At 69.2% G+C, this 21,778-nt stretch carries 20 protein-coding genes; 15 read left to right on the plus strand and 5 right to left on the minus strand.

Annotation, left to right across the window (positions count from 1 at the left end; all coding sequences use genetic code 11):
• Positions 1-121: 121 nt before the first annotated feature.
• From ABJK26_RS04025 to ABJK26_RS04045, 5 genes are all read left to right on the plus strand, one after another.
• On the plus strand, positions 122-508 hold the full coding sequence (locus ABJK26_RS04025) for a hypothetical protein (protein WP_347240948.1): 387 nt from the start codon (positions 122-124) through the stop codon (positions 506-508).
• Positions 509-586: 78 nt separating this feature from the next.
• Entirely contained in the window at positions 587-1,648 is a 1,062-nt protein-coding gene (locus ABJK26_RS04030) for a PQQ-dependent sugar dehydrogenase (RefSeq protein WP_347240949.1), read from the plus strand.
• Positions 1,649-1,658: 10 nt separating this feature from the next.
• The gene (gene mtnA, locus ABJK26_RS04035) at positions 1,659-2,651 is read left to right on the plus strand and encodes an S-methyl-5-thioribose-1-phosphate isomerase (RefSeq protein WP_347240950.1); all 993 of its coding nucleotides are present in this window, start codon (positions 1,659-1,661) and stop codon (positions 2,649-2,651) included.
• Positions 2,632-3,246 (plus strand): ComF family protein, encoded by a 615-nt coding sequence (locus ABJK26_RS04040; protein WP_347240951.1) that lies wholly within the window; start codon positions 2,632-2,634, stop codon positions 3,244-3,246. The genes mtnA and ABJK26_RS04040 overlap by 20 nt, the downstream gene beginning before the upstream one ends.
• Positions 3,247-3,346: 100 nt before the next feature.
• Positions 3,347-3,751, plus strand: a complete 405-nt coding sequence (locus tag ABJK26_RS04045) for a DUF4258 domain-containing protein (protein WP_347240952.1) — start codon at positions 3,347-3,349, stop codon at positions 3,749-3,751.
• Here the strand turns inward: ABJK26_RS04045 and ABJK26_RS04050 are convergent.
• On the minus strand, positions 3,733-4,110 hold the full coding sequence (locus ABJK26_RS04050) for a transcriptional repressor (protein ID WP_347240953.1): 378 nt from the start codon (positions 4,108-4,110) through the stop codon (positions 3,733-3,735). The genes ABJK26_RS04045 and ABJK26_RS04050 overlap by 19 nt on opposite strands.
• Before the next feature lie 57 nt (positions 4,111-4,167).
• On the opposite strand from ABJK26_RS04050, the gene ABJK26_RS04055 reads away from it, so the two are divergent.
• The 5 genes from ABJK26_RS04055 (at position 4,168) to ABJK26_RS04075 (ending at position 10,844) form a co-directional block, all read left to right on the plus strand.
• Entirely contained in the window at positions 4,168-5,190 is a 1,023-nt protein-coding gene (locus ABJK26_RS04055) for a YibE/F family protein (RefSeq protein WP_347240954.1), read from the plus strand.
• A 168-nt stretch (positions 5,191-5,358) separates the two neighbouring features.
• On the plus strand, positions 5,359-6,480 hold the full coding sequence (locus ABJK26_RS04060; protein ID WP_347240955.1) for an exonuclease SbcCD subunit D: 1,122 nt from the start codon (positions 5,359-5,361) through the stop codon (positions 6,478-6,480).
• Positions 6,455-9,286 (plus strand): SMC family ATPase, encoded by a 2,832-nt coding sequence (locus ABJK26_RS04065; RefSeq protein WP_347240957.1) that lies wholly within the window; start codon positions 6,455-6,457, stop codon positions 9,284-9,286. The genes ABJK26_RS04060 and ABJK26_RS04065 overlap by 26 nt, the downstream gene beginning before the upstream one ends.
• A 98-nt stretch (positions 9,287-9,384) precedes the next feature.
• The gene (locus tag ABJK26_RS04070) at positions 9,385-9,762 is read left to right on the plus strand and encodes a CBS domain-containing protein (RefSeq protein ID WP_347240959.1); all 378 of its coding nucleotides are present in this window, start codon (positions 9,385-9,387) and stop codon (positions 9,760-9,762) included.
• Between the two features lie 92 nt (positions 9,763-9,854).
• Positions 9,855-10,844, plus strand: a complete 990-nt coding sequence (locus ABJK26_RS04075) for a pectin acetylesterase-family hydrolase (RefSeq protein ID WP_347240960.1) — start codon at positions 9,855-9,857, stop codon at positions 10,842-10,844.
• Here ABJK26_RS04075 and ABJK26_RS04080 read toward each other — a convergent pair.
• Both ABJK26_RS04080 and recG read right to left on the minus strand, forming a co-directional pair.
• A complete protein-coding gene (locus ABJK26_RS04080; RefSeq protein ID WP_347240961.1) occupies positions 10,798-11,574 on the minus strand; it encodes a hypothetical protein in 777 nt (258 codons plus the stop codon). The two genes, ABJK26_RS04075 and ABJK26_RS04080, sit on opposite strands and share 47 nt — an antisense overlap.
• Positions 11,574-13,886, minus strand: coding sequence for an ATP-dependent DNA helicase RecG (gene recG, locus ABJK26_RS04085; RefSeq protein WP_347240962.1), 2,313 nt, complete (start codon positions 13,884-13,886; stop codon positions 11,574-11,576). Before recG ends, ABJK26_RS04080 begins: the two co-directional genes overlap by 1 nt.
• Positions 13,887-13,901: 15 nt before the next feature.
• Here recG and ABJK26_RS04090 point away from each other — a divergent pair, with 15 nt between their 5' ends.
• The 5 genes from ABJK26_RS04090 to malQ all read left to right on the plus strand — a co-directional run bounded on the left by ABJK26_RS04090 (position 13,902) and on the right by malQ (position 19,717).
• Positions 13,902-15,113, plus strand: coding sequence for a pitrilysin family protein (locus tag ABJK26_RS04090; RefSeq protein WP_347240963.1), 1,212 nt, complete (start codon positions 13,902-13,904; stop codon positions 15,111-15,113).
• On the plus strand, positions 15,106-16,326 hold the full coding sequence (locus tag ABJK26_RS04095) for a pitrilysin family protein (RefSeq protein WP_347240964.1): 1,221 nt from the start codon (positions 15,106-15,108) through the stop codon (positions 16,324-16,326). Before ABJK26_RS04090 ends, ABJK26_RS04095 begins: the two co-directional genes overlap by 8 nt.
• Positions 16,316-17,170, plus strand: a complete 855-nt coding sequence (locus ABJK26_RS04100) for a DMT family transporter (protein ID WP_347240965.1) — start codon at positions 16,316-16,318, stop codon at positions 17,168-17,170. The genes ABJK26_RS04095 and ABJK26_RS04100 overlap by 11 nt, the downstream gene beginning before the upstream one ends.
• A 20-nt stretch (positions 17,171-17,190) precedes the next feature.
• On the plus strand, positions 17,191-18,063 hold the full coding sequence (locus ABJK26_RS04105; RefSeq protein ID WP_347240992.1) for a 3-hydroxybutyryl-CoA dehydrogenase: 873 nt from the start codon (positions 17,191-17,193) through the stop codon (positions 18,061-18,063).
• Positions 18,064-18,214: 151 nt separating this feature from the next.
• Entirely contained in the window at positions 18,215-19,717 is a 1,503-nt protein-coding gene (gene malQ, locus ABJK26_RS04110; RefSeq protein WP_347240966.1) for a 4-alpha-glucanotransferase, read from the plus strand.
• Between the two features lie 23 nt (positions 19,718-19,740).
• Here the strand turns inward: malQ and sucD are convergent, their stop codons facing one another.
• Together sucD and sucC are read right to left on the minus strand one after the other, a co-directional pair.
• Complete coding sequence (gene sucD, locus ABJK26_RS04115) at positions 19,741-20,607, minus strand: succinate--CoA ligase subunit alpha (protein ID WP_347240967.1); 867 nt, start codon at positions 20,605-20,607, stop codon at positions 19,741-19,743.
• A complete protein-coding gene (gene sucC / locus ABJK26_RS04120) occupies positions 20,604-21,740 on the minus strand; it encodes an ADP-forming succinate--CoA ligase subunit beta (RefSeq protein WP_347240968.1) in 1,137 nt (378 codons plus the stop codon). The genes sucD and sucC overlap by 4 nt, the downstream gene beginning before the upstream one ends.
• Positions 21,741-21,778 lie beyond the last annotated feature (38 nt).

A 21,778-nucleotide genomic window follows, 5' to 3' on the forward strand; every position in this document is an offset into this window, starting at 1 on the left:
GGGGATCTTCAACACCGCGTAAGTCCAGTACGAGGTCAACGTCCTGAACTACGCGGACCTCTCGGGCACGTTCACGGTGGGGCAGGGAGGCATTAGCCCCAACCCCAAGACGGTGGGCCCCGTGGAGATCCGGTACACCCCCGACCCCCGGTTGAACCTCACGGGGGTTGCCCTGGACTACAAGGTGCGCTTCGCCTCGGGGACCCCGGGGGCGAGCTTCCAAGGGAGCGTGGTCTACACCGCCTACCTGGGTGGGGATGCGGGAACGCTCTTCCTGGAGGCCAACAAGCTGGCCGAGGGCACGGAGGACGTCTCGGGTCTTTCCGCTGGGGGGGTGTGCGTGGAGGGGCAGGCCCAGGCCACGGCGGCCCAGGTCCAAGCCTTGCAGAGGGGCACCTTCTACGTGGGGGCCAGGATCTCCGGGGACGCCACCAGCAACCAGGAGGCCACGGTGCGCTACCGCACGGAGCGGTTCCTCTTGAGGCTTTCGGGAACGGTGAGGCCTTAGGAGCCTTCTTTGGGAACGTGGGCCCTGCCCTTGGGGCGGGGCCTCGCTTTGGGGTAGCCTCCTCCTTAAGGAGGGACCATGCTGAGCCGCAGGCGGCTTCTTGCGGGGCTTTTGGGCCTAGGGCTTTCCCGGGGCCAGGGGCTGAGGGCCGAAGAGGTGGTGGGGGGCCTCGAGGTCCCCTGGGGCCTGGCCTTTCTGCCCGGTGGGGGGATGCTCATCTCGGAGAGGCCCGGGAGGGTCCGGCTCTTTCGCGAGGGGAGGCTTTCCACCTACGCCGAGCTTTCCGTCTACTCCCGGGGGGAGTCCGGGCTTTTGGGCCTCGCCCTCCACGCCCGGTTTCCCGAGGCGCCCTACGTCTACGCCTACCGCACGGTGGAGGAGGGGGGTCTGAGGAACCAGGTGGTGCGCCTGAGGCATCTGGGGGAGCGGGGGGTCCTGGACCGGGTGGTCCTGGACGGGATCCCCGCCCGGCCCCACGGCCTCCACTCGGGGGGCCGGATCGCCTTCGGCCCCGACGGCATGCTCTACGTGACCACGGGGGAGGTCTACGAGCGGGAGCTCGCCCAGGACCTGGCCTCCTTGGGGGGGAAGGTCCTCCGCCTTACCCCGGAGGGGGAGCCTGCCCCGGGGAACCCCTTTCTGGGCCAGAAGGGAGCCAGGCCCGAGATCTACAGCCTGGGCCACCGGAACCCCCAGGGCCTCGCCTGGCACCCCAAGACGGGGGAGCTCTTCCTGAGCGAGCACGGGCCGAGCGGGGAGCAGGGCCTTGGCCAGGATGAGGTGAACCTGATCGTCCCCGGGGGGAACTACGGCTGGCCGAGGGTGGTGGGGAGGGGGAACGACCCCCGCTACCGGGACCCCCTCTACGTGTGGCCCGAGGGCTTCCCCCCGGGGAACCTGGCCTTCTTCCGGGGGGACCTCTACGTGGCGGGCCTCCGGGGGGAGGCTCTCCTCAGGCTCGTGCTGGAAGGGGAAAGGGGGCGCTGGCGGGTTTCGCGGGTGGAGGTGGCCCTCTCGGGCTTCGGCCGCCTCCGGGAGGTCCAGGTGGGCAAGGACGGGGCCCTCTACCTCACCACCTCCAACCGGGACGGAAGGGGAAGGGTGCGCCCCGGGGACGACCGGGTGCTCCGCCTGGCGTAGACTGGGCCTCGTGGAGCGGGTCCTGCCCTTCCGCTTTGACGAGAAAGAGGGGGTCTTCTGGCTTTTAGACCAGAGGCGGCTTCCCCTGGAGGAGGTCTGGGTGCCGGTGCGCACCGCCAAGGAGATGGCCGAGGCCATCCGGGCCATGGTGGTGCGGGGGGCTCCGGCCATCGGGGTTTCGGCGGCCTTCGGCATGGTGCTCGCCCACCTCCGAGGGGAGGACCTGGAGGAGGCCGAGCGCCTCCTTAGGCAAAGCCGTCCCACGGCGGTGAACCTCTTCCACGCCCTAAAGAGGATGCGCCCCCACCTCGGGGACCTAAGGGGAAGCCTAAAGGAGGCCAAGGCCCTCTGGCGCGAGGTGGAGGAGACCGAGCGGGCTATAAGCCAGCACGGGGCGAGGCTCTTAAGGGGCCAGGTCCTCACCCACTGCAACACGGGGCCCTTGGCCACGGGGGGCTTCGGCACCGCCCTGGGGGCCATCCTCGAGGCCCACCGCCAGGGGCGGGTCACCCACGTCTGGGTGGACGAGACCAGGCCCTACCTCCAGGGGGCCCGCCTCACCGCCTTTGAGCTCATGAAGGCGGGGGTCCCCGCCACCCTCATCGCCGACAACATGGCGGGGTTTCTCATGCAGCGGGGCCAGGTGGACGCCGTCATCGTGGGGGTGGACCGCATGGCCCTAAACGGGGACTTCGCCAACAAGATCGGCACCTACGCCCTGGCGGTCCTGGCCCACCACCACGGCATTCCCTTCTACGCCGCCCTGCCCCTTTCCTCCGTGGACCCAAGCCTCCCAAGCGGGGAGGGCATCCCCATTGAGGAGCGCCCCCCCGAGGAGGTCCTGGAGCTAAAGGGGGTGCGCCTCGCCCCCCCGGGCTTTCCCGCCTACCACCCGGCCTTTGACCTGACCCCCCACCGCTACCTCACCGGCATCGTCACGGAGAAGGGGGTCCTCTATCCCCCCTTTGACGAGGCGCTACGGGATGCCCTGGGCCTTTCTTGAGGGGCTTTTGGGCCACGCCTGCCCGGGGTGCGGGGGGAGGCTGGACCGGCCTCTCCTCTGCTCCGGGTGCCGCGCGGGCCTTCGGGCCCAGGTGGCGGGGGACTTGGTCTACCTCGGGCTCTACGGCCGGGTAGGGGGGCTTGCCCGTGCCCTGAAGTACGGCCGACGCTTCGGCCTCGCCCCCCTCCTCGCGGCTCCCCTGGCCGAAGGGGTGCGGGAGGCGGGCTGGGCCCTCCAGGGGGTTGCGGCGGTGCCCACCCTTCTCCCTAGGCTTCTCCTCCGGGGCTACAACCCCCCCGAGCTCCTCGCCCGGGAGGTGGCCCGCCTCCTCGGCCTTCCCTACCGGAGGGCCCTGCGCCGGGTGCGCTATGCCCCAAGCCAGCCCACCCGGGGCCGGGCCCGCGGGAAGCTCCCCGGGAACCTCTTCGCCCCCGCCCTAAGGGTGGAGGGAGCCTGGCTTTTGGTGGACGATGTGCTCACCAGCGGGGCTACCTTCCTAAGGGCGAAGGAGGCTCTTGAGAGGGCGGGAGCGAGCCAGGTCTACGGCGCCTTTATCGCCGTCAGGGACCCCGGGGCCTTGGGGCCTTACCGGTAGACGGGCGCTCTCGGCTCCCATGCGGGCGCCCTGCCATGGGGCGGTAGGCACATTCCCGCGGGGGCTTCCCCCTAGACTGGGGCGTAAGGGGGTGGTTCCCTTGAAAAAGCCCCGCCTCCGCCGCCTCCCGGACCTCCTTCCCCACCTCAGGGAGGGGCGCTACCGCCTGGGCCCCCACGTGGCCCGGCACATGCTCCAGGAGGGCTTCACCGAGCTGGACGTCCTCCGGGCCCTGGAGTGGGGGAGGGAGCTCGCCATCTACCCCGAGGACCAGAGGATGCTCGTCCTGGGCTACATGGTCTTTCCCCCGAGGCTCCGGCTTCCCCTGCACGTGGTCTTGGAGTACGCCACGCCCCGCCAGGTGGACATCGTCACCGCCTTCATCCCCAAGGACCCCTACCGGGTCTACTCCCGGGCCCGCCTGGCGGCCATCTTGCGCTTTGACGGGGCCCTCGAGGAGGTGCGCTGGACCAAGCCCCTCGCCCTCTACCCCTCCTGGGAGTAGCACCCGGGGCAGCGGCCGTAGACCGTGACCTCGTGGGCCTCGGCCAGGAAGCCGGGGGGTAGGTGGGTGAGGCCCAGGTCGCATCCCAAAAGCTCGTACACCCGGCCGCAGACCCGGCAGAGGAAGTGGTGGTGGTGGGCCTGGCCCGCCCGCTCGTACCTCGGGGGCTCCCCTGGGAGCGCTACGGGCACCAGAAAGCCTTCCTCCTGGAGGCTTTTGAGGTTGCGGTAAACGGTGGCCAGGCCCAGGGAGGGCACCTTCCTGCGGGCGAGCTCCAGCACCTCCTGGGGGGAGAGGGGGCGGTCCGCCTCGAGGAAGACCTCCCGGATGGCCCGCCGCTGCCGGGTGGAGCGCTTCATGCTCCAAGGATACCCATCTGAAAAGAAATTTTCATCCTCTTGGGATAGAGTGGCCTCATGCGCTCCCTCATGGCCTTATTCCTATGCCTTTGGCTCCTGCCCGCCTTGGCCCAGGAGTCCGGGGAGTACCTCCTGGGGCGCATCCTCGGCCTGGACCTGGAGCGGGGCGTGGCCCAGGTCAGGGTCCAAGGGGAGGTGAGGGAAGCCCTCTTGCCCACCGATGGAGGGGGGTTTCGGGTGGGGATGGGGGTGGTCCTGTACCGGGAGGGGGAGCGGCTTTACGTGAGCGAGCCCGACCGGACGCCCTGGCTCCTTGCGCTTCTTGGCCTTTTCGCCCTGATGGCGGCCCTTTTGGGCCGGGCCAAGGGGGTGCGGGGGCTTCTCGGTACCTTCCTTAGCCTCCTGGTGGTGGTCTACCTCGTGGTGCCCAAGGTGGCCTCCGGGGGAAACCCCTTGCTTGTTGCCCTTCTAGGGAGCCTGGGGGTGCTCCTTTTTTCCGTCTACCTGGTCCACGGGGTGAACCGCAAGACCACGGCGGCCCTTCTCGGCGTCCTGGGGGCCGTGGCCTTCGTGCTCCTCCTCGCCGCCTTCTTCGTGCGGGCCATGGGCTTCACCGGGCTGGCCTCGGAGGAGGCCCTCCTCCTCCGCCAGTGGGGCGGGGTGGACCTCCTCTCCCTCTTCCTGGCCGGGGTGGTGGTGGGGGCCCTGGGGGCCCTCACGGACGTGAGCGTGACCCAGGCGGCGGTGGTCCAGGCGCTAAGCCACGCCAACCCCCGCTACGGCCTTTGGGAGCTCTACCGGAGGGGGATGGAGGTGGGCTACGACCACATCGGAAGCCTGGTGAACACCCTGGTCCTGGCCTACGCCGCGGGCTCCTTGCCCCTCTTCCTCCTCCTCACCAAGGACCCCACCCCTCTTCGCTTCCTCCTGAACACCGAGCCCTTCGCCTCCGAGATCGCCGCCATGGTCCTGGGCTCCTTGGGGCTTCTCCTGGCGGTCCCCCTCACCACCCTGGTGGCGGCCTGGTTCTTCCAGGGGGGGAGGGGTGAGGCCCCAGAAGACCAGGGGCACGTTCACTAAGTGCCCGCACCTTGGCTTTGTAACAAGGGATGCCCAAGCTTTGGCCGCGGGAAAGCTCTTTTGGGGCCCCCACCGCGGCAAAAGCCGCGGTGGGGTACTTAACCTGGCGACCCTTCGCCCAGGACGAGGCCCGGGAGGTTGGGTGGGATAAGCGCCTACAATGGGGGCGTGCGCTTATTGCATACCGCGGACTGGCATTTGGGAAAGGTGTTGAAGGGCATAGACCGCACCCCCGAGATCGGGGAGGCCCTGAAGGGTCTTCTGGAGATCGTTCACAAGGAGCGGGTGGAACTGGTGGTGGTGGCGGGGGACCTCTTTGACCGGCCCCAGGTTTCCGCCGAGGCCGAGGCCTACGCCGTGGAGTTCTTCCTGCGCCTCAGGGAGCTTGAGGTGCCCGCTTTGGTCATCGCCGGGAACCACGACCCCAAGGAGCGCCTCGAGGCCCTCTCCCCCCTTCTCGCCCTGGCGGGGGCGGTGGTGCGGGGAAGGCCCCTCTTTCGGGAGGAGGGAGGGGTGGTAAAGACCCGGGGGCTAAGCGCGGCCCTCCTCCCCTTCGTGTCCGAGAGGGTCTTGGTGAAGCGGGTGTGGCAGGAGGCGGAGGAACGGCACCGCACCTACGCCGAGGCCATGCGCCGGGTCCTGGCCAACCTGGAAAGCCCCCTGATGTTGGCCCACTTCGCCCTGGAGGGGGTGCGGCCCGGGGGTGGGGAGTTCTACTTCCACCTGGCCGGGAGCTACGCCGTGCCCCCCTCGGCCCTCCCCTTGGGGGCCCGCTACCTGGCCCTGGGGCACATCCACCGCCAGCAGCAGGTCTCGGAGGCTCCCGTGGCCTGGTACCCGGGGAGCCTGGTCCAGCTGGACTTCGGCGAGGGGGAGGAGGCGGAGCGGGGGGCGCTTCTGGTGGAGCTTCCCCCCTCGGGGCCTCCCCGGGTCCACCCCATAAGGGAGCGCTGGGGGAAGCCCCTCAGGACCTATCGCCTGAAGAAGGAGGAGCTGGACGGGAGGATGGGCGAGCTGGAGCGCTTTCCCGGCTACCTGCGCCTGCTGGTGGAGGGGAGGCTTTCCCCGGCGGAGAAGGAGCGGTTCTACCGGGCCCTTCCCCATCTCCTGGCCCTCGAGGCCCTTTCGGAGGGGGCGGAGGCCAGGGGGGAGGAAGGCCCCGAGCTCGGCCTGGTGGAGGCCTACGGCCGCTACCTGGAGGAGCGGAACCGCAAGGAGGAGGCCCTCCTCGCCCGTTTCGGGGAGGTGCTGCGGGAGGTGGAGCGTGAGGCCTTGGAAGCTGGAGCTTGAGGGCTTCGGCCCCTACCGGGACAAGCAGGAGGTGGACTTCTCCGAGGTGGAGCTCTTCGCCATCACCGGCCCCACGGGAAGCGGGAAGAGCACCCTCTTGGACGCCATCGCCTTCGCCCTTTACGGGCGGGTCCCCCGGGTGGGGCGGAACGTCAAAGACCTCGTCCACCCCGCCCGGAGCGAGGCCCGGGTGCGCCTCACCTTCGCCGTGGGGGAAAGGCTCTACCGGGTGGAGAGGGTGCGCGGGAAAAAGAGCGAGGCCCGGCTTTTTGAGCTGGGGACGGTGGAGAGGCTCCTTCCCCTGGAGACCCTGGAGGACGTGAACCGCGCCCTGGAAGGGCTTCTCGGCCTCTCCTACGAGGCCTTCACCCGGGCCCTCCTCCTGCCCCAGGGGGAGTTTGACCGCTTCCTCAAGGGGGAGGCCAAGGAAAGGCGGCAGCTCCTCATGGACCTCTTTGAGCTCTCGCGCCTGGAGAGGGCCAAGGAGAAGGCCGTCCATGAGCGGGACCGGCTAAAGGGGGAAAGGGACCGCCTGGAGGGGGAGCTTTCCTCCCTGGCCGGGGCCACGCAGGAGGCCCTGGAGGCCTTGGAAGGGGAGCTGGAGGTCCTGAGGCAGGAGGAAGACCGCCTGCAGCGGGAGAGAAAGGAAAGGAAAAGGGCCCTCGAGGAGGCGGAGGCCCTTCTGGAGAAAATCCGGGAAAAATCCCAGCTGGAGGCGCGAAGGGCCCGCCTCGAGGCCGAGTCCGAGGAGATAGAAACCCTCCGCCGCCGCCTGGCCCGGTCCGAGGAGGCGGCGCGGGCCCTGCCCCTTTGGGAGCGGTACCGCAGATGGGCGGAGGCCCTGCGGAAGACCGAGGAGGAGATAGCCAAGGCCGAAAGGAGCCTGGAGAACCTGAGGGCCCAGGTCCAGGCCCTGGCCTTTGACCCCCAGGCCTTGGAGGAGGCCCGGGAGAGGCTTCGCCAGGACCAGGAGCTCAAGGGCCTCGAGGGCCTCTGGAAGCGGGTGGCCCCCTCCTTCCCGGGAGGCCCACCCCGCCACCCCTCTCCCCGCCTGGACCCCCTGGCCCTGGAGGCCCTTCTGGAGAAGGAGGCCAGTCTGCAGGCCTCCTTGCAGGAGCTCCGGCGTCTCGCCGAGCGGGAGGAGGCCTTGAAGGAGACCCTGGAAGCCCTGGAAAGGCTGGAGGAGGAGGGCAAGGCCCAGCGCGAAGAGGTGGAGGGCCTAAGGGCCCGCCTTAAGGGGGCCTTGGCCCACCGCCTGGCCCAGGTGGAGGCGGCCCTCGCCGCCTTGGAGGGGGAGGAAGGGGCCCTGCGGGAGGCCCTGGAGGCCCTGAGGGAGGAGGAGCGCCGCCTGGGGCTTCTCGCCTACCACGACCTCCTCCGCCCCGGGGAGCCCTGCCCCCTCTGCGGCGGGGTGGTCCACCGCCTCCCGGAGAGGCCCTCTCCCAAGGACCTGGAGGGGGAGAGGAAGCGGCTTTCGGAGCGCCTTGGGGAGGTGGAGCGCGGGCGGGGCGCGCTCCTCGCCGAGAAGGAGTCCTTGGAAGAGAGGCTGGGAGGGGTCCGGCCCGAACCCCTCCCCGGGGACCCCAAGGCCCTGGAAGGGAAACTGAAGGAGGCGGAGGAACGGCTTGCCGCCTTACGGGAGGCCTACAAGGAAAAGAGGGGCCAGGTGCAGGTCCTGGCGGAGGCGGTCCAGGACCTAAGGAAGCGGGTGGAGGGCCTTGGCCCCCTGGAAGAGGTGGAAAGGAGGCTTTCCGCCCTCCAGGAGGAGAAGGCCAGCCTGGCGGCGGGGCTTTACGGGTATCTGGAGGGGAAGACCGGCGGCCTGGGGGTGGAGCGGTACCTGAGGGACTTGGAGGCCAAGGTCAAGGACTTGGAGGCCAAGGAGAAGAGGCTAAAGGACTTGGAGGAAGCCCTCCACCGGGTCCAAAGCGCCCTCTCCGGCCTTCGGGCGCAAAAGGAGACGCAGGCCCAGGCCCTGGAGGAGGCCCGGGCTTCCGTGCAGGGCCTCATGCCCGAGGAGGAGGCCAAGGCCCTCGCCCTCTCTCCCGGGGCCAAAGAGGCGCTGGAGAAGAAGGTCCAGGCCCACGAGAAGGAGTGGGCCGAGGTGGAGATCAACTTAAGGAAGCTCTCCCACCTCCCCCCCCTCTCCCTCGCCGAGGCCGAGGCCCGGGTGAGGGAGTTCCGGGAGGGCCTTCGGGCGGTGGAGGAGAGGCTCCAAGAGCTGGGCAGGGAGATGGGGGCCAAGGAGGCCCGGGTGGAAAGCCTGCGGGAAGACCTCAGGCGAAAGCGGGACCTCGAGGCCCGCCTGGCGGAGGTGGGGAAGGAGGTGGCCCTTTGGGAAAAGCTCGCCTGGGATCTCCAGGGAAACAACTTCCCCGCCTACCTCCTGGGCTTCAGGCAGCGGCACCTGGTGGAGCGGGCCGATGGGCTTCTTTCCACCCTTTCCGGAGGGCGGTACCGCCTGAGGGTTCAGGAAGACGAGTACAGGGTCCTGGACCTCTGGACCGAGGCCGAGCGCCCGGTGAAGACCCTCTCCGGCGGGGAGAGCTTCCTGGCGAGCCTCGCCTTGGCCCTGGCCCTCTCGGAGGAGCTTTCCCGGGGGCGCCTCGGGGCGCTTTTCCTGGACGAGGGCTTCGGCACCCTGGACCCCGAGGCCCTGGAGGGGGTGGCGGGGATCCTCGAAGCCCTTCCCACCCGGGGGCGGCTCGTGGGCATCGTGACCCACGTGGAGGCCCTGGCGGAAAGGCTTCCCGCCCGCCTCCGGGTGCGCAAGCACCCCTCGGGAAGCCGGGTGGAGTGGGTCTAGACCCGGGGCGTTTGTCCCTGGCGGGCCCCTACCCCGAGGAGGTATCCTTTTCTTCGCCCACAAGTCCTTTCCACGGCTCACGGGCGAGGAGGTGCGTCGTGAAAAAGGCCAAGGACATCATGTCCACCGAGGTGGTTATGATCCAAGGCTCGGCTACGGTGAGGGAGGCCGTCAACCTCATGAAGGAGACGGGCCTTAGGGCCCTCATCGTGGACCGCCGCCACGAGGAGGACGCCTACGGCATCGTCACCGAGACGGATATCGTCTACAAGGTCATCGCCTACGGCAAGGACCCGAGCACCGTCCAGGTCCACGAGATCATGACCAAGCCGGTCATCACCGTGAACCCGGACCTGGGGGTGGAGTACGTGGCCCGCCTCTTCGCCAACACCGGCATCCGCCGTGCCCCGGTGATCCAGGGAGAGGTCCTGGGCATCGTTTCGGTGACGGATATCCTCCGCAAGGCCGTTTTCTGAGGAGGGTTCCACGGGACCCCGGGGAATCCACCCCGGGGCTTTTTCTTGACCTGGTATAAGAATCTTCTTAAAATGGCAGCGGAGGTGAAAGGATGAAGCGGCTTATCGCCCTGGTTCTCCTCTTCGCCCTGGTCCTGGCCCAGGGCCTCGAGGCCTTCTGGAAGGCGGTGGAGGTGCCGGGCGGGGTCTGCGCGGACGGCTCCCCCTACCGCTTCTACGTGAGCCCCGGGGACCCCAAAAAGGTGGTCCTGGACTTCCAGGGGGGCGGGGCCTGCTGGGATCCGGCCACCTGCAACCCCCAAAACCCTACCTACCGCAAGCGGGTGGACGTGCAGGAGCTCCTCCTCGCCCAGGGCATCTACAACCGGATGACCGCCGCCAACCCCTTCTTCGGCTGGACCCATGTCTTCGTCCCCTACTGCACGGGGGACCTCCACGTGGGCCGGGCCACGGTGGACTACGGGGGCTTCAAGGTCCACCACCAGGGGGCCCAGAACGCCGAGGCCGCCCTGGAGTACGCCTTCCGCAACTACCCGAACCCCGAGCGGGTCTTCGTCACCGGGTGCAGCGCCGGGGCCTACGGGGCGGTGCTTTGGGCGGACAAGGTCCTCGCCACCTACAAAAACGCCCAGATCGCGGTCTGCGGCGACGCCGGGGTGGGCGTGGTCACGGGGGACTTCCCGGGCTTTGCCGCCTGGAAGCCCCGCCTCCCCGAGCTTCCGGGCCTCTCCTCGCCCCCCAGGATGTGGGAGGTCTACCGCGCCCTGGCCCAGGCCTACCCGAGGGCGGTCCTCGCCCAGTACACCACCCTTCTGGACGGGACCCAGATCTCCTTCTACGCCCTCATGAAGAAGGAGGCCGCCCCCAGCGAGGCCACGGCCCGGGAGTGGGCCGAGGAGGCGAGGAAGGCCGTCCTGGCCCCGGCCGGGGAGGTCAACTACACCTACTACCTCGCCCCGGGGAGCCAGCACTGCATCCTCCCCCGGCCCGAGCTCTACACCCTAAAGGTGGGGGAGGTGGGCTTCCTGGAGTGGCTCAAGGCCCTGGCCGAGGGGAAGACCCCGCCCCGGGTGGGCCCTTGAGGCCGAAGCCCCGGAACCAGTCCCTAAGCTCCGGGTAGAGCTCCACCAGGAGGCGGTGCCCCCGCTTGCGGTCCAGGGGGGCCGCCTCCAGCATCTTCCTGAGGAGGAGGTCCCCGTCTCGCCTGAGGAGGGTTTCGGCCTCTAGGGTGAACCGGGCCTGGAACCAGAGGGCGCCCTCGAGGCCCCCCCGGCGCCGCTCGTAGTCGGAAAGCCGCCTTTTCTCCGGGGCGAGCCGGGCGAGGTACCGGCTAAAGGCGAGGAGGGTCTCCGCAAGGTCTGGTCGGGCCCTTTGGAGCCCCAGGAGGAAGAGGTAGTTGGCCACGAACTCGTCCAGCCACCGGGCCCCCGTGCGGAGCCCCCAGGCCACCTGCACGGCGTGGGCGTATTCATGGCCCAGGTTGAGGTCCAAGAAGGCGGCAAGCTCCCCGGGGGGCGGCCCCAAGGGGAGAAGGACCTCCCTCAGGCGGTGGAGGAGCCTTTCGGGGTAGGTGAGGGGGGCGTAGACGGCAAGCCCCTCTGGCCCCGCGTGCTGGAAGGGGAGGCCGTAGGGGTAGGGAAGCCTCGCCCGCCAGTCCCTCTCCGAGAGGACGAAGAGGCGCACCGGGGGGAGGGGGGCGTAGCGGGCGTAGACCCCCCTTAGGGAGAGGAGGTAGTCCTGGAGGGCCTTGGCCCTTAGGGCCCCGCCCTCGGAGAAGAGGGCGGGGAAGTGGGGGTGGGGGAGGGCCCGCATCAGATGACTTCCCGGAAGCCCACCCGCTCCGACTGGGCCCGGAGCTCCTCCCTGAGGGCCCGGTGCTCGGGGAGGTCCAGGGTGGGGTCCCTCTCCACGATGGCCTTGGCCAGCTCTCGGGCCCGCTCAATGATCCCCGTGTCCTCGGCGAGGTCGCCGAGCTTGAGCTCGGGGTAGCCCGACTGCCTTGTGCCCCGAAGCTCCCCCGGGCCCCGAAGCTTCAGGTCCATCTCGGCGATGTAGAAGCCGTCCGTGGACTCCTCCAGGATCTTCAGGCGCTTTAGGGTCTTCTGGCCCGCCTCCCCCGCGAGGAAGATGGCGTAGCCCTGAAGCCCTCCCCGGCCCACCCGGCCCCTGAGCTGGTGGAGCTGGGCGAGGCCGAAGCGCTCGGCGTTTTCCACGATGATGAGGGTGGCCTTGGGGATGTCCACCCCCACCTCCACCACGGTGGTGGAGACCAGAAGGTCGTAGTCCCCCCGCCGGAAGGCCTCCATGACCTCGTCCTTTTCCCGGGCGGGCATCTTGCCGTGGAGGAGGGCGAGGCGCACCCCGGGGAGGAGGCCTCTAAGCTCCTCGTAGAGGCTCGTGGCCGCCTTCAGGTCCAGCTCCTCGCTCTCCTCAATGGCCGGGGCTACCACGAAGACCTGGTGGCCCTTCCTCACCTCCTCCCGGGCGAAGGCGTAGGCCTGGAGGCGGAGGCGGTGGGGGAGGACCTTGGTCTTCACCGGGGCGCGGCCCGGGGGCATCTCGTCCAGGACGCTCACCTCCAGGTCCCCGTAGAGGGTTAGGGCCAGGGAGCGGGGGATGGGGGTGGCGGACATGACGAGGACGTCGGGGGGCGTCTTGGCCAGCTTGAGGAGGGCCCGCCGCTGGAGGACCCCGAAGCGGTGCTCCTCGTCCACCACGGCGAGGCCGAGGTCCCTAAAGCCCACCCCCTCCTGGATGAGGGCGTGGGTGCCCACGGCCACCTGGGCCTCTCCCGAGAGGAGGCGGGCCGTGGCGGCCTCCTTCTCCTTGGCCGTCATGGAGCCCAAAAGGAGCTCCACCCGGACCCCCAGGGGAAAGAGGTAGCGGGCGAGGTTCTGGTAGTGCTGCTTGGCCAGGATCTCCGTGGGGGCCATGAGGGCCCCCTGGGCCCCGTTCTTGGCCGCGAGGAAGAGGGCGAAAGCCGCCACCACGGTCTTCCCCGAGCCCACGTCCCCCTGGAGGAGGCGGGCCATCTGGCGGGGGCTTTGCATGTCCTTGGCGATCTCCCCCATGACCCGCTCCTGGGCCTTGGTGAGGGGGAAGGGGAGGGCCTTTTTGAAGGCCTCCACCCAGGCCTCCTCCACCCGGAAGCTCCGGCCCAGCACCGCCCCTCCCGCCTCGAGGAGGGCCTTGAGCTCTAAGAGGAGGTACTCGTCAAACTTGAGGCGGAGGAGGGCGCGCTTTAAGGCCTCCTCGCTTTCGGGGAAGTGGATGGCCTTTAGGGCCTCGCTGTAGGGCATGAGGCCGAGGCCCTCCCGGTAGGCCTCGAGGGGGTCGGGGAGGGGGAGGGCCTCCTCCAGGGCCTTGTGGACGGTGCGGCGGAGGAAGGCCTGGCTTACCCCCTCCTTGGCGGGGTAGATGGGGACGATCCGCCCGGTGGAGAGGGACTCGGTGCCCTCGTCCTCAAAGTGCTCCACCAGAAGCTGCACCCCGCCCCGGCGCTGCACCCGGCCCGTGACGATGAGGGTGCTCCCCACCTCCACCTGGGAGAGGACCCAGGTCTGGTTGAACCAGACCAGGGTGAGGCGCCACCCCCAGGCGTCCTGGGCCTTCACCTGGACGAGCTGCATCCCCTTCTTGGGGGTCCTTAAGAGCTCCTTGGCCAGGACCTTCACGGCCAGGGTGGCCTTCTCTCCCTCCTCCAGGAAGCGCACCCCCGGGAGGGCCCTCCGGTCCTCGTAGCGCCGGGGGTAGTGGTGGAGCACGTCCCGCACCGTGCGCAGGCCGAGCTCGGCGAGCTTCCTCCGGCTTTGCGGGGGGGCGAGGAGGTGGGCGGGATCGGCGGGGCTAAGCCTCTCGGAGGAGGCCTGGGCCTGGCCTCGAGGGGAGGGCTCTTGGTCCTTTAGGAGGCGGAGGGCTTCCTGCAAAACCCGCTTCCGCTCTTCCTGGGGCTTTCCCCCGTAGCCCCGGAAGAGCGCCAGGAGCTCGGGGAAGGGGCGGGCGAGGTTTTGCACCAGGGCCTCGAGGCCCCCCACCACCACCCGGTCCCTGGCCCCGTCCTGGAGTTCCCGGAGAAGGGGCTTGAGGAGCCTGGCCTTGAGCTCCCCTTCCGTCACGCCTTCCATGATACCCTTAGGCCTGTGAGCCGCGTGGAGCGCCTACCCAACGGCCTGGTGGTGGCCCTGGAGGAGCGGGACTTCCCCGGGGTCGCCTTCCAGCTTCTGGTCCCCGCGGGGGCGGTGAACGACCCCGAGGGGATGGAGGGGGCGGCCGCCCTCCTCGAGGGGTGGCTCTGGAAGGGGGCGGGGGACCTGGACGCGAGGGCCCTGGCCCAGGCCCTGGACGCCCTCGGGGTCAGGCGGAGTAGCGGGGCGGGCCTGGAGTACACCGGCTTTTCCGCCGCCTTCCTCCCCGAGGTCCTGGAGGAGGTCTTCCGCCTCTACGCCCTCCTCCTCACGAGGCCCCGCCTTCCCGAGGAGGGCTTGGAGCAGGTGCGCTCCGTGGCCCTCCAGGCTCTCCTCTCCCTGGAGGACCAGCCCGCGAGGAAGCTCCTTTCTGAGCTTCGCCGCCAGGTCTTCCGCTCCCCCCACGGGCGGGAGCCCCTGGGCCGGGAGGAGGACCTGAAGGGGGCGGGGGCCGAGGCCCTCAAGTCGGACTACCGGAGGCGCTACACCCCCAAAGGGGCCATCCTCGCCGTGGCCGGGGGGGTTTCCTGGGAGAGGCTTCGCGAGGCCCTAGAGCCCTTCCTCGCCTGGGAGGGGGAGGAGGCTCCCTACCCCCGCCCGGAGCTTTCCGAGCCCCACCGCTTCGCCCTCCAAAGGCCCACGGCCCAGGTGCAGATCGGCCTCGCCTACCCCGACGTGGGCCCCGAGGACTCGGGCTTCTACGCCGCAAGGCTCGCCCTGGAGGTCCTCTCCGGGGGGATGTCTAGCCGCCTCTTCACCGAGGTTAGGGAGAAGCGGGGTCTGGTCTACGCCGTCTCGGCCTTCCCCGCAGGGGTAAGGGGCCAGGGCCTCCTCATGGCCTACGCCGGGACCACCAAGGAGCGGGCGGGGGAGACCCTGAAGGTGATGCGCGCCGAGGTGGAGCGCCTGGCCGAGGGGGTCACGGAGGAGGAGCTTTCCCGGGCCAAGGTGGGCCTGAAGACCGCCTTGGTGATGGCGGACGAGTCCATTAGGAGCCGCGCCGCCTCCATGGCCCGGGACCTCTACATGCTGGGGAGGGTGCGCTCCCTTTCCGAGATTGAGGCCGCCATTGAGGGGACGAGCCTGGAGGCGGTGAACGCTTTCCTCAGGGCCCATCCCTACCAAAACCCCTGGGTGGGCCTTTTGGGAGAGGTGGAGGATGTTTAGGGAAGCCGAGCTCAAAAACGGCCTTCGGGTCATCGCCGAGGTGGTCCCGGGGGCGCGAAGCGTGGCCCTGGGCTACTTCGTGAAGACGGGGGCCCGGGACGAGGCCAAGGAGGAGAGCGGGGTGAGCCACTTCCTAGAGCACATGGTCTTCAAGGGCCCCGAGGACATGGACGCCCTCTCCGTGAACCGGGCCTTTGACCGGATGGGGGCCCAGTACAACGCCTTCACCTCCGAGGAAGCCACGGTCTACTACGGGGCGGTCCTCCCCGAGTTCGCCCAAGACCTCCTTGGCCTCTTCTCCAAGCTCCTGCGCCCCGCCCTTCGGGAGGAGGACTTCCAGACGGAGAAGAAGGTGATCCTGGAGGAGATCGCCCGCTACCAGGACCGCCCGGGCTACATGGCTTATGAATGGGCCCGGGACCGCTTCTTCCAGGAGCACCCCTTGGGGAATAGTGTCCTGGGGACACGGGAGAGCATTGCCGCCCTCGCCCGGGAGAGGATGGCGGCCTACCACGGGAAGCGCTACCTGCCCAAGAACATGGTCCTCGCCGCCACGGGGAAGGTGGACTTTGACCGCCTCCTCGCCGAGGCCGAGCGCCTCACCGAGGGCTGGCCCGAAGGCGAGGCGGAAAGGGCCTACCCGCCCCTAAAGCCCGGCTTCGGGGTGGAGGAGCGCCCCTACGAGAAGGCCCGGGCCCTCTACCTGGTGGCCCTCTTCCCGGGGGTCGCCTACCAGGAGGAGGCCCGCTTTGCGGCCCAGGTCCTCGCCCACCTCCTGGGGGAGGAGGGCTCGGGAAGGCTCCACTTCGCCCTGGTGGACCAAGGCCTCGCCGAGGCCGCCTCCTTCGGGCACGAGGAGGCCGACCGGGCCGGGGTCTTCCACGCCTACGTCCAGGCGGACCCCGCCCACAAGGAGGCGGTGCTCCTTGCCCTTAAGGAGGAGCTTGACCGCCTTCTCCAGGAGGGGGTCACGGAGGAGGAGGTGGAAAGGGCCAAGACCCCCCTCGCCACGGGCCTGGTCTTCGCCGGGGAGACCCCCATGCAGCGGCTTTTCCACCTGGGGATGGAGTACCTCTACACCGGGCGCTACCTCTCCTTGGAGGAGGTGAAGGCCAGGGTGCGAAGGGTGACGGCCCGGGAGGTGAACGCCCTTTTGGAGCGGGGCCTCCTGGAGAAGGGGCTTTACTACCTGGTCCTCCCCCATGGAGCCTAGGGCCCTAGGGGCGGCCCTCCTCACCATCCTCTTCTGGGCGAGCGCCTTCGCCGGGATCCGGGCGGGGCTTATGGGCCTTGCGCCCGGCCACCTCGTCCTCCTCCGCTTCCTGGTGGCGGGGGCCGTCCTCCTCCTCTACGCCCTCTTGAGGGGGCTTTCTCCCCCGAGGCGGGAGGACCTTCCCCGCCTTTTCCTCCTGGGGTTCTTGGGCATCACCGTCTACCACACCGCCCTGGTCTACGGGGAGCTTTGGGTGAGCGCGGGGGCGGCGAGCCTCCTCATCGCCACGGGGCCGGTCTTTACCGCCCTCCTCTCCCACCTTTTCCTGGGGGAAAGGCTCGGGAGGCGGGGGGTTTTGGGCTTCGGCCTCGCCTTCCTGGGCTCCGCCCTCATCGCCTTCGGGGAGGGGGGCGGAGTGGGGCTTAGCCCGGGGGCCTTCCTCGTCCTCCTCGCCGCCCTCTCCACCTCCCTCTACTTCGTCCTGCAAAAGCCCCTCTTCGGCCGCTACCGGAGCGAGGAGATGACCGTCTACACCCTGCTTCTCGGCACCCTGCCCCTCCTCGTCTTCCTCCCCGGGCTTCCCGAGGCCATCGGGACGGCCCCCAGGCCCGCCCTCCTCTCCGCCTTGTACCTCGGGGTCTTCCCCGGGGCCTTCGCCTACCTCACCTGGACCTACGCCCTTTCCCGCACCCCGGCCTCCCGCCTCTCCTCCTTCCTCTACCTCTCCCCGGTCCTCGCCCTCTTCATCGCCTACCTGTGGCTTGGGGAGGTGCCCTCCCCCCTTTCCCTCCTGGGCGGGGGCCTCGCCCTCCTCGGGGTCCTCCTGGTGAACCTCCGGGCGTAGAATGGGCCGGGGTGAACGCCATGGAGGTCAAGCGCATCGGCGTGGTGGGCGCGGGGCAGATGGGCAGCGGCATCGCCCAGGTGGCGGCGAGCGCGGGCTACGAGGTGGTCCTGGTGGACGTGGCGGAGGGCTTCCTGGAAAGGGGCCTTTCCGCCATAAGGCGCTCTTTGGGCAAGTTCCTGGAGAAGGGAAAGATCACCCAGGAGGCCCACGACCTGGCCCTCGGGCGCATCCGCACGAGCCTGAGCCTCGAGGACCTGAAGGACGCCGACCTCATCGTGGAGGCCATCGTGGAGGACGAGGGGGAGAAGCGGCGGCTCTTTGAGCGCCTGGGGGCCCTGGCCAAGCCCGAGGCCATCCTCGCCAGCAACACCTCTTCCATCCCCATCACCGCCCTCGCCCGCTCCTCGGGGCGGCCGGAGCGCTTCATCGGCATGCACTTCTTCAACCCCGTCCCCCTCATGCAGCTCGTGGAGGTGATCCGGGGGGAGCTCACCTCCGAGGCCACCCGGGACGCCGTGGTGGAGGTGGCGAGGCGCATGGGGAAGACCCCCCTGGAGGTCCAGGACTACCCCGGCTTCATCTCCAACCGCCTCCTCATGCCCATGATCAACGAGGCTGTGGAGGCCCTCCGCGAGGGGGTCGCCACCAAGGAGGCCATTGACGGCATCATGCGCCTTGGGATGAACCACCCCATGGGGCCCTTGGAGCTCGCCGACTTCATCGGCCTGGACACCTGCCTCGCCATCATGGAGGTTCTCCACAAAGGCTTCGGCGACGACAAGTACCGGCCCTCGCCCCTCCTCCGCCGCATGGTCCAGGCGGGGCTTTTGGGAAGGAAGTCGGGCCGGGGCTTTTACACCTACGACGAGAAGGGGAACAAGGTGGGCTAAGTACCCCACCGCGGCAAAAGCCGCGGTGGGGGCCCCAAAAGAGCTTTCCCACAGCCCAAGCACGGGCATCCCGTGTGGCAAAGCCAAGGTGCGAGCACTTGGGTGCCCGAAGGTTGTGGAAGCTCTTCCAGCGCCGGGGTATACTTCCCCCATGGAGCTTCCCCGCGCCTACGGCCTCCTCCTCCACCCCACGAGCCTCCCCGGCCCCTATGGCATCGGCGTCCTGGGCGAGGAGGCCCGGGACTTCCTTCGCTTTTTAGGGGAGGCGGGGGGGCGGTACTGGCAGGTCCTCCCCCTGGGCCCCACGGGGTATGGGGACTCCCCCTACCAGTCCTTCAGCGCCTTCGCCGGAAACCCTTACCTCATAGACCTCAGGCCCCTCTCGGAGCGGGGCTTCATGGGCCTCGAGGACCCCGGCTTCCCCCAAGGTCGGGTGGACTACGGCCTCCTCTACGCCTGGAAGTGGCCCGCCCTGAAGGCGGCCTTCCAGGGCTTCAAGGAAAAGGCCTCCCCGGAGGAGCGGGAGGCGTTCGCCGCCTTCCGGGAACGGGAGGCCTGGTGGCTTCAGGACTACGCCCTCTTCATGGCCCTCAAGGAGGCGCACGGGGGGCTTCCCTGGAACCGGTGGCCCCTTCCCCTGAGGAAGCGGGAGGAGAAGGCCTTAAGGGAGGCGGAGCGGGCCTTGGCCGAGGAGGTGGCCTTCCACGCCTTCACCCAGTGGCTCTTCTTCCGCCAGTGGGGGGCCCTGAAAGCGGAGGCCGAGGCTTTGGGGATAAGGGTCATCGGGGACATGCCCATCTTCGTGGCCGAGGACTCCGCCGAGGTCTGGGCCCACCCCGAGTGGTTTCACCTGGACGAGGAGGGCCGCCCCACGGTGGTGGCCGGGGTGCCCCCCGATTACTTCTCGGAGACGGGCCAGCGCTGGGGGAACCCCCTCTACCGCTGGGAGGTTTTGGAGCGGGAGGGGTTCTCCTTCTGGATCCGCCGCCTGGAAAAGGCCTTGGAGCTCTTCCACCTGGTGCGCGTGGACCACTTCCGCGGCTTTGAGGCCTACTGGGAGATTCCCGCAAGCTGCCCCACGGCGGTGGAGGGGCGCTGGGTTAAGGCCCCGGGGGAGAAGCTCTTCCAAAGGATCCAGGAGGTCTTCGGCGAGGTCCCCATCCTCGCCGAGGACCTCGGGGTGATCACCCCTGAGGTGGAGGCCCTGCGCGACCGCTTCGGCCTCCCGGGGATGAAGGTCCTGCAGTTCGCCTTTGACGACGGGATGGAAAACCCCTTCCTCCCCCACAACTACCCCGCCCACGGCCGGGTGGTGGTCTACACCGGCACCCACGACAACGACACCACCCTGGGCTGGTACCGCACGGCCACGCCCCATGAGCGGGCCTTCCTGGAGCGCTACCTTAGGGACTGGGGGATTTTCTTCCAGGGGGAGGAGGAGGTGCCCTGGGCCCTGATGCGCCTGGGCATGGCCTCCGTGGCCCGGCTCGCCGTCTACCCGGTGCAGGATGTCCTGGCCCTGGGCAGCGAGGCCCGGATGAACTACCCGGGAAGGCCCTCGGGGAACTGGGCCTGGCGGCTCCTTCCGGGGGAGCTCTCCCCGGAGCACGGGGCGAGGCTTAGGGCCATGGCCGAGGAGACGGGTCGGGGATGAGGCCATGGCCCTAGAGAGCCCGTTTAGCCCAGGGCCTTTTTCACCAGCTCCACGATCTCGTCAATGGTGTCGGCCACGGGGATGCCCGCCTCGGCGAAGGCCTTGAGCTTGGACTCCGGGGTGCCCACGTTGCCCATGATGATGGCCCCGGCGTGGCCCATGCGCTTGCCCTTAGGGGCGGAGCGCCCTCCGATGAAGCCCACCACGGGCTTCTTCATGTGGGCCTTCACCCAGGCCGCCGCCTCCTCCTCGTCGGAGCCGCCGATCTCCCCAATCAGGACCACGGCCTCGGTCTCCGGGTCCTCGTTGAAGAGGGGGAGGAGGTCCTTGAAGGTGGTGCCGATCACGGGGTCGCCCCCGATGCCCACGGTGGTGGTGGTGCCAAGCCCCGCCTCCGAAAGGGCGGCCGCCGCCTCGTAGGTGAGGGTGCCGGAGCGGCTGATGAGGCCCACCTTCCCCCGCTTGAAGACGTGGCCCGGCATGATGCCGATCTTGGTCTCCTCGGCGCTGATGATCCCCGGGCAGTTTCCCCCGATGAGGCGGCTTCCCAGGGCCTTGATCTCCTCCACCGCCCGCACCATGTCCAGGGTGGGGATGCCCTCGGTGATGAGGACGATGAGGGGAACCCCGGCGTGGGCCGCTTCCAGGGCGGCGTCCGCCGCCATGGGGGCGGGGACGAAGATGATGGAGGCGTCTATGGCGTGGTGGGCCACCGCCTCCTTCACCGTGTCGTAGACGGGGACCCCTAGGACCTCGGTGCCCCCTTTCCCCGGGGTGACGCCCGCCACGATCTTGGTGCCGTAGGCAAGCATCTGCTGGGTGTGGAACTGCCCCTCCCGGCCGGTGATGCCCTGGACCAGGACCCGGGTCTCGCGGTTCACCAGGATCACGCCGCACCTCCCACCATGGCCACGATGGCCTTGGCCGCCTCGAGGGACGTGGGGTACATGTAGACGGGCTTCCCCTCCAAAAGCTTCTTGGCCTCCTCCTCGGCGGTGCCCGCCACCCGCATGACCACGGGCTTGGTGAGGAGGCCCTCCTCCAGGGCCCGGATCACCCCCTTGGCCACCTCGTCCGCCCGGGTGATGCCGCCGAAGATGTTGATGAAGACCCCCTTGACGTCGGGGTCCTTGAGGACCACCTTGAGGGCGTTGTAGACCACGTCCGCCTTGGCCCCACCGCCGATGTCCAGGAAGTTGGCGGGCCTGCCCCCCACCCGGTTCACCAGGTCCAGGGTGTACATCACGAGGCCCGCCCCGTTGCCGATGATGCCGATGTTGCCGGAAAGCTTCACGTAGGCGAAGCCGTAGTTGCTGGCCTCCACCTCCAGGGGGTGCTCGGCCTCCACCTCCCGGAGCTCCGCGAGGTCGGGGTGGCGGAAGAGGGCGTTGTCGTCCAGGACGATCTTGGCGTCGGCGGCCACGATCCCGCCCTCCGTGGTCACCACCAGGGGGTTGATCTCGGCGATGGAGGCGTCCACCCCCTCGTAGGCCCGGTAGAGGGCCACCAGGACCTGGGCGATCTTGTTGGGGTTGCCCTCGAGCCCCGCCCGCTTCACCATCTCCCGGGCCTCAAAGGGGCGGAAGCCCTTGTGGGGGTCTATCCAGAACTTGTGGATGGCCTCCGGGCGCTCCGCGGCCACCTCCTCGATGTCCACCCCCCCCTCCTTGGAGAGCATGAGGACCACCCGCTTCTTGGCGCGGTCCAGGATGAGGCCGGCGTAGTACTCCTTGGCGATGTCCACCGCCTCGGCCACCAGGACCTTCTTCACGGTGAGGCCCTTGATGTTCATGCCCAGGATGGCCTTCGCCTTCTCGTAGGCCTCCTCCGGGGTGTCGGCGAGCTTCACTCCCCCCGCCTTGCCTCTCCCCCCCACGTGCACCTGGGCCTTGATGACCACCCGCTTGCCGAACTCCTGGGCGATCCTTTTTACCTCCTCGGGGGTGTAGGCCACCTTGCCCGGCGGCACCGGCACCCCGTAGCGGGCCAGGATCTCCTTGGCTTGATACTCGTGCAGGTTCAAGCTCCACCTCCTCGGCCAAGGCCAGGAGGCATTATACC

It is taken from the genome of Thermus sp., from assembly GCF_039793865.1.
Lineage (GTDB): Bacteria > Deinococcota > Deinococci > Deinococcales > Thermaceae > Thermus.

Excerpts from the sequence above, each read along its gene's own strand:
- ABJK26_RS04105 (WP_347240992.1), top strand. The coding sequence starts at position 17,191 with ATGGAGGTCAAGCGCATCGGCGTGGTGGGCGCGGGGCAGATGGGCAGC.
- ABJK26_RS04040 (WP_347240951.1), top strand. The coding sequence starts at position 2,632 with ATGCCCTGGGCCTTTCTTGAGGGGCTTTTGGGCCACGCCTGCCCGGGG.
- ABJK26_RS04075 (WP_347240960.1), top strand. The coding sequence starts at position 9,855 with ATGAAGCGGCTTATCGCCCTGGTTCTCCTCTTCGCCCTGGTCCTGGCC.
- ABJK26_RS04095 (WP_347240964.1), top strand. The coding sequence starts at position 15,106 with ATGTTTAGGGAAGCCGAGCTCAAAAACGGCCTTCGGGTCATCGCCGAG.
- malQ (WP_347240966.1), top strand. The coding sequence starts at position 18,215 with ATGGAGCTTCCCCGCGCCTACGGCCTCCTCCTCCACCCCACGAGCCTC.
- ABJK26_RS04080 (WP_347240961.1), bottom strand. The coding sequence starts at position 11,574 with ATGCGGGCCCTCCCCCACCCCCACTTCCCCGCCCTCTTCTCCGAGGGC.
- ABJK26_RS04050 (WP_347240953.1), bottom strand. The coding sequence starts at position 4,110 with ATGAAGCGCTCCACCCGGCAGCGGCGGGCCATCCGGGAGGTCTTCCTC.
- ABJK26_RS04055 (WP_347240954.1), top strand. The coding sequence starts at position 4,168 with ATGCGCTCCCTCATGGCCTTATTCCTATGCCTTTGGCTCCTGCCCGCC.
- ABJK26_RS04030 (WP_347240949.1), top strand. The coding sequence starts at position 587 with ATGCTGAGCCGCAGGCGGCTTCTTGCGGGGCTTTTGGGCCTAGGGCTT.
- recG (WP_347240962.1), bottom strand. The coding sequence starts at position 13,886 with ATGGAAGGCGTGACGGAAGGGGAGCTCAAGGCCAGGCTCCTCAAGCCC.
- ABJK26_RS04100 (WP_347240965.1), top strand. The coding sequence starts at position 16,316 with ATGGAGCCTAGGGCCCTAGGGGCGGCCCTCCTCACCATCCTCTTCTGG.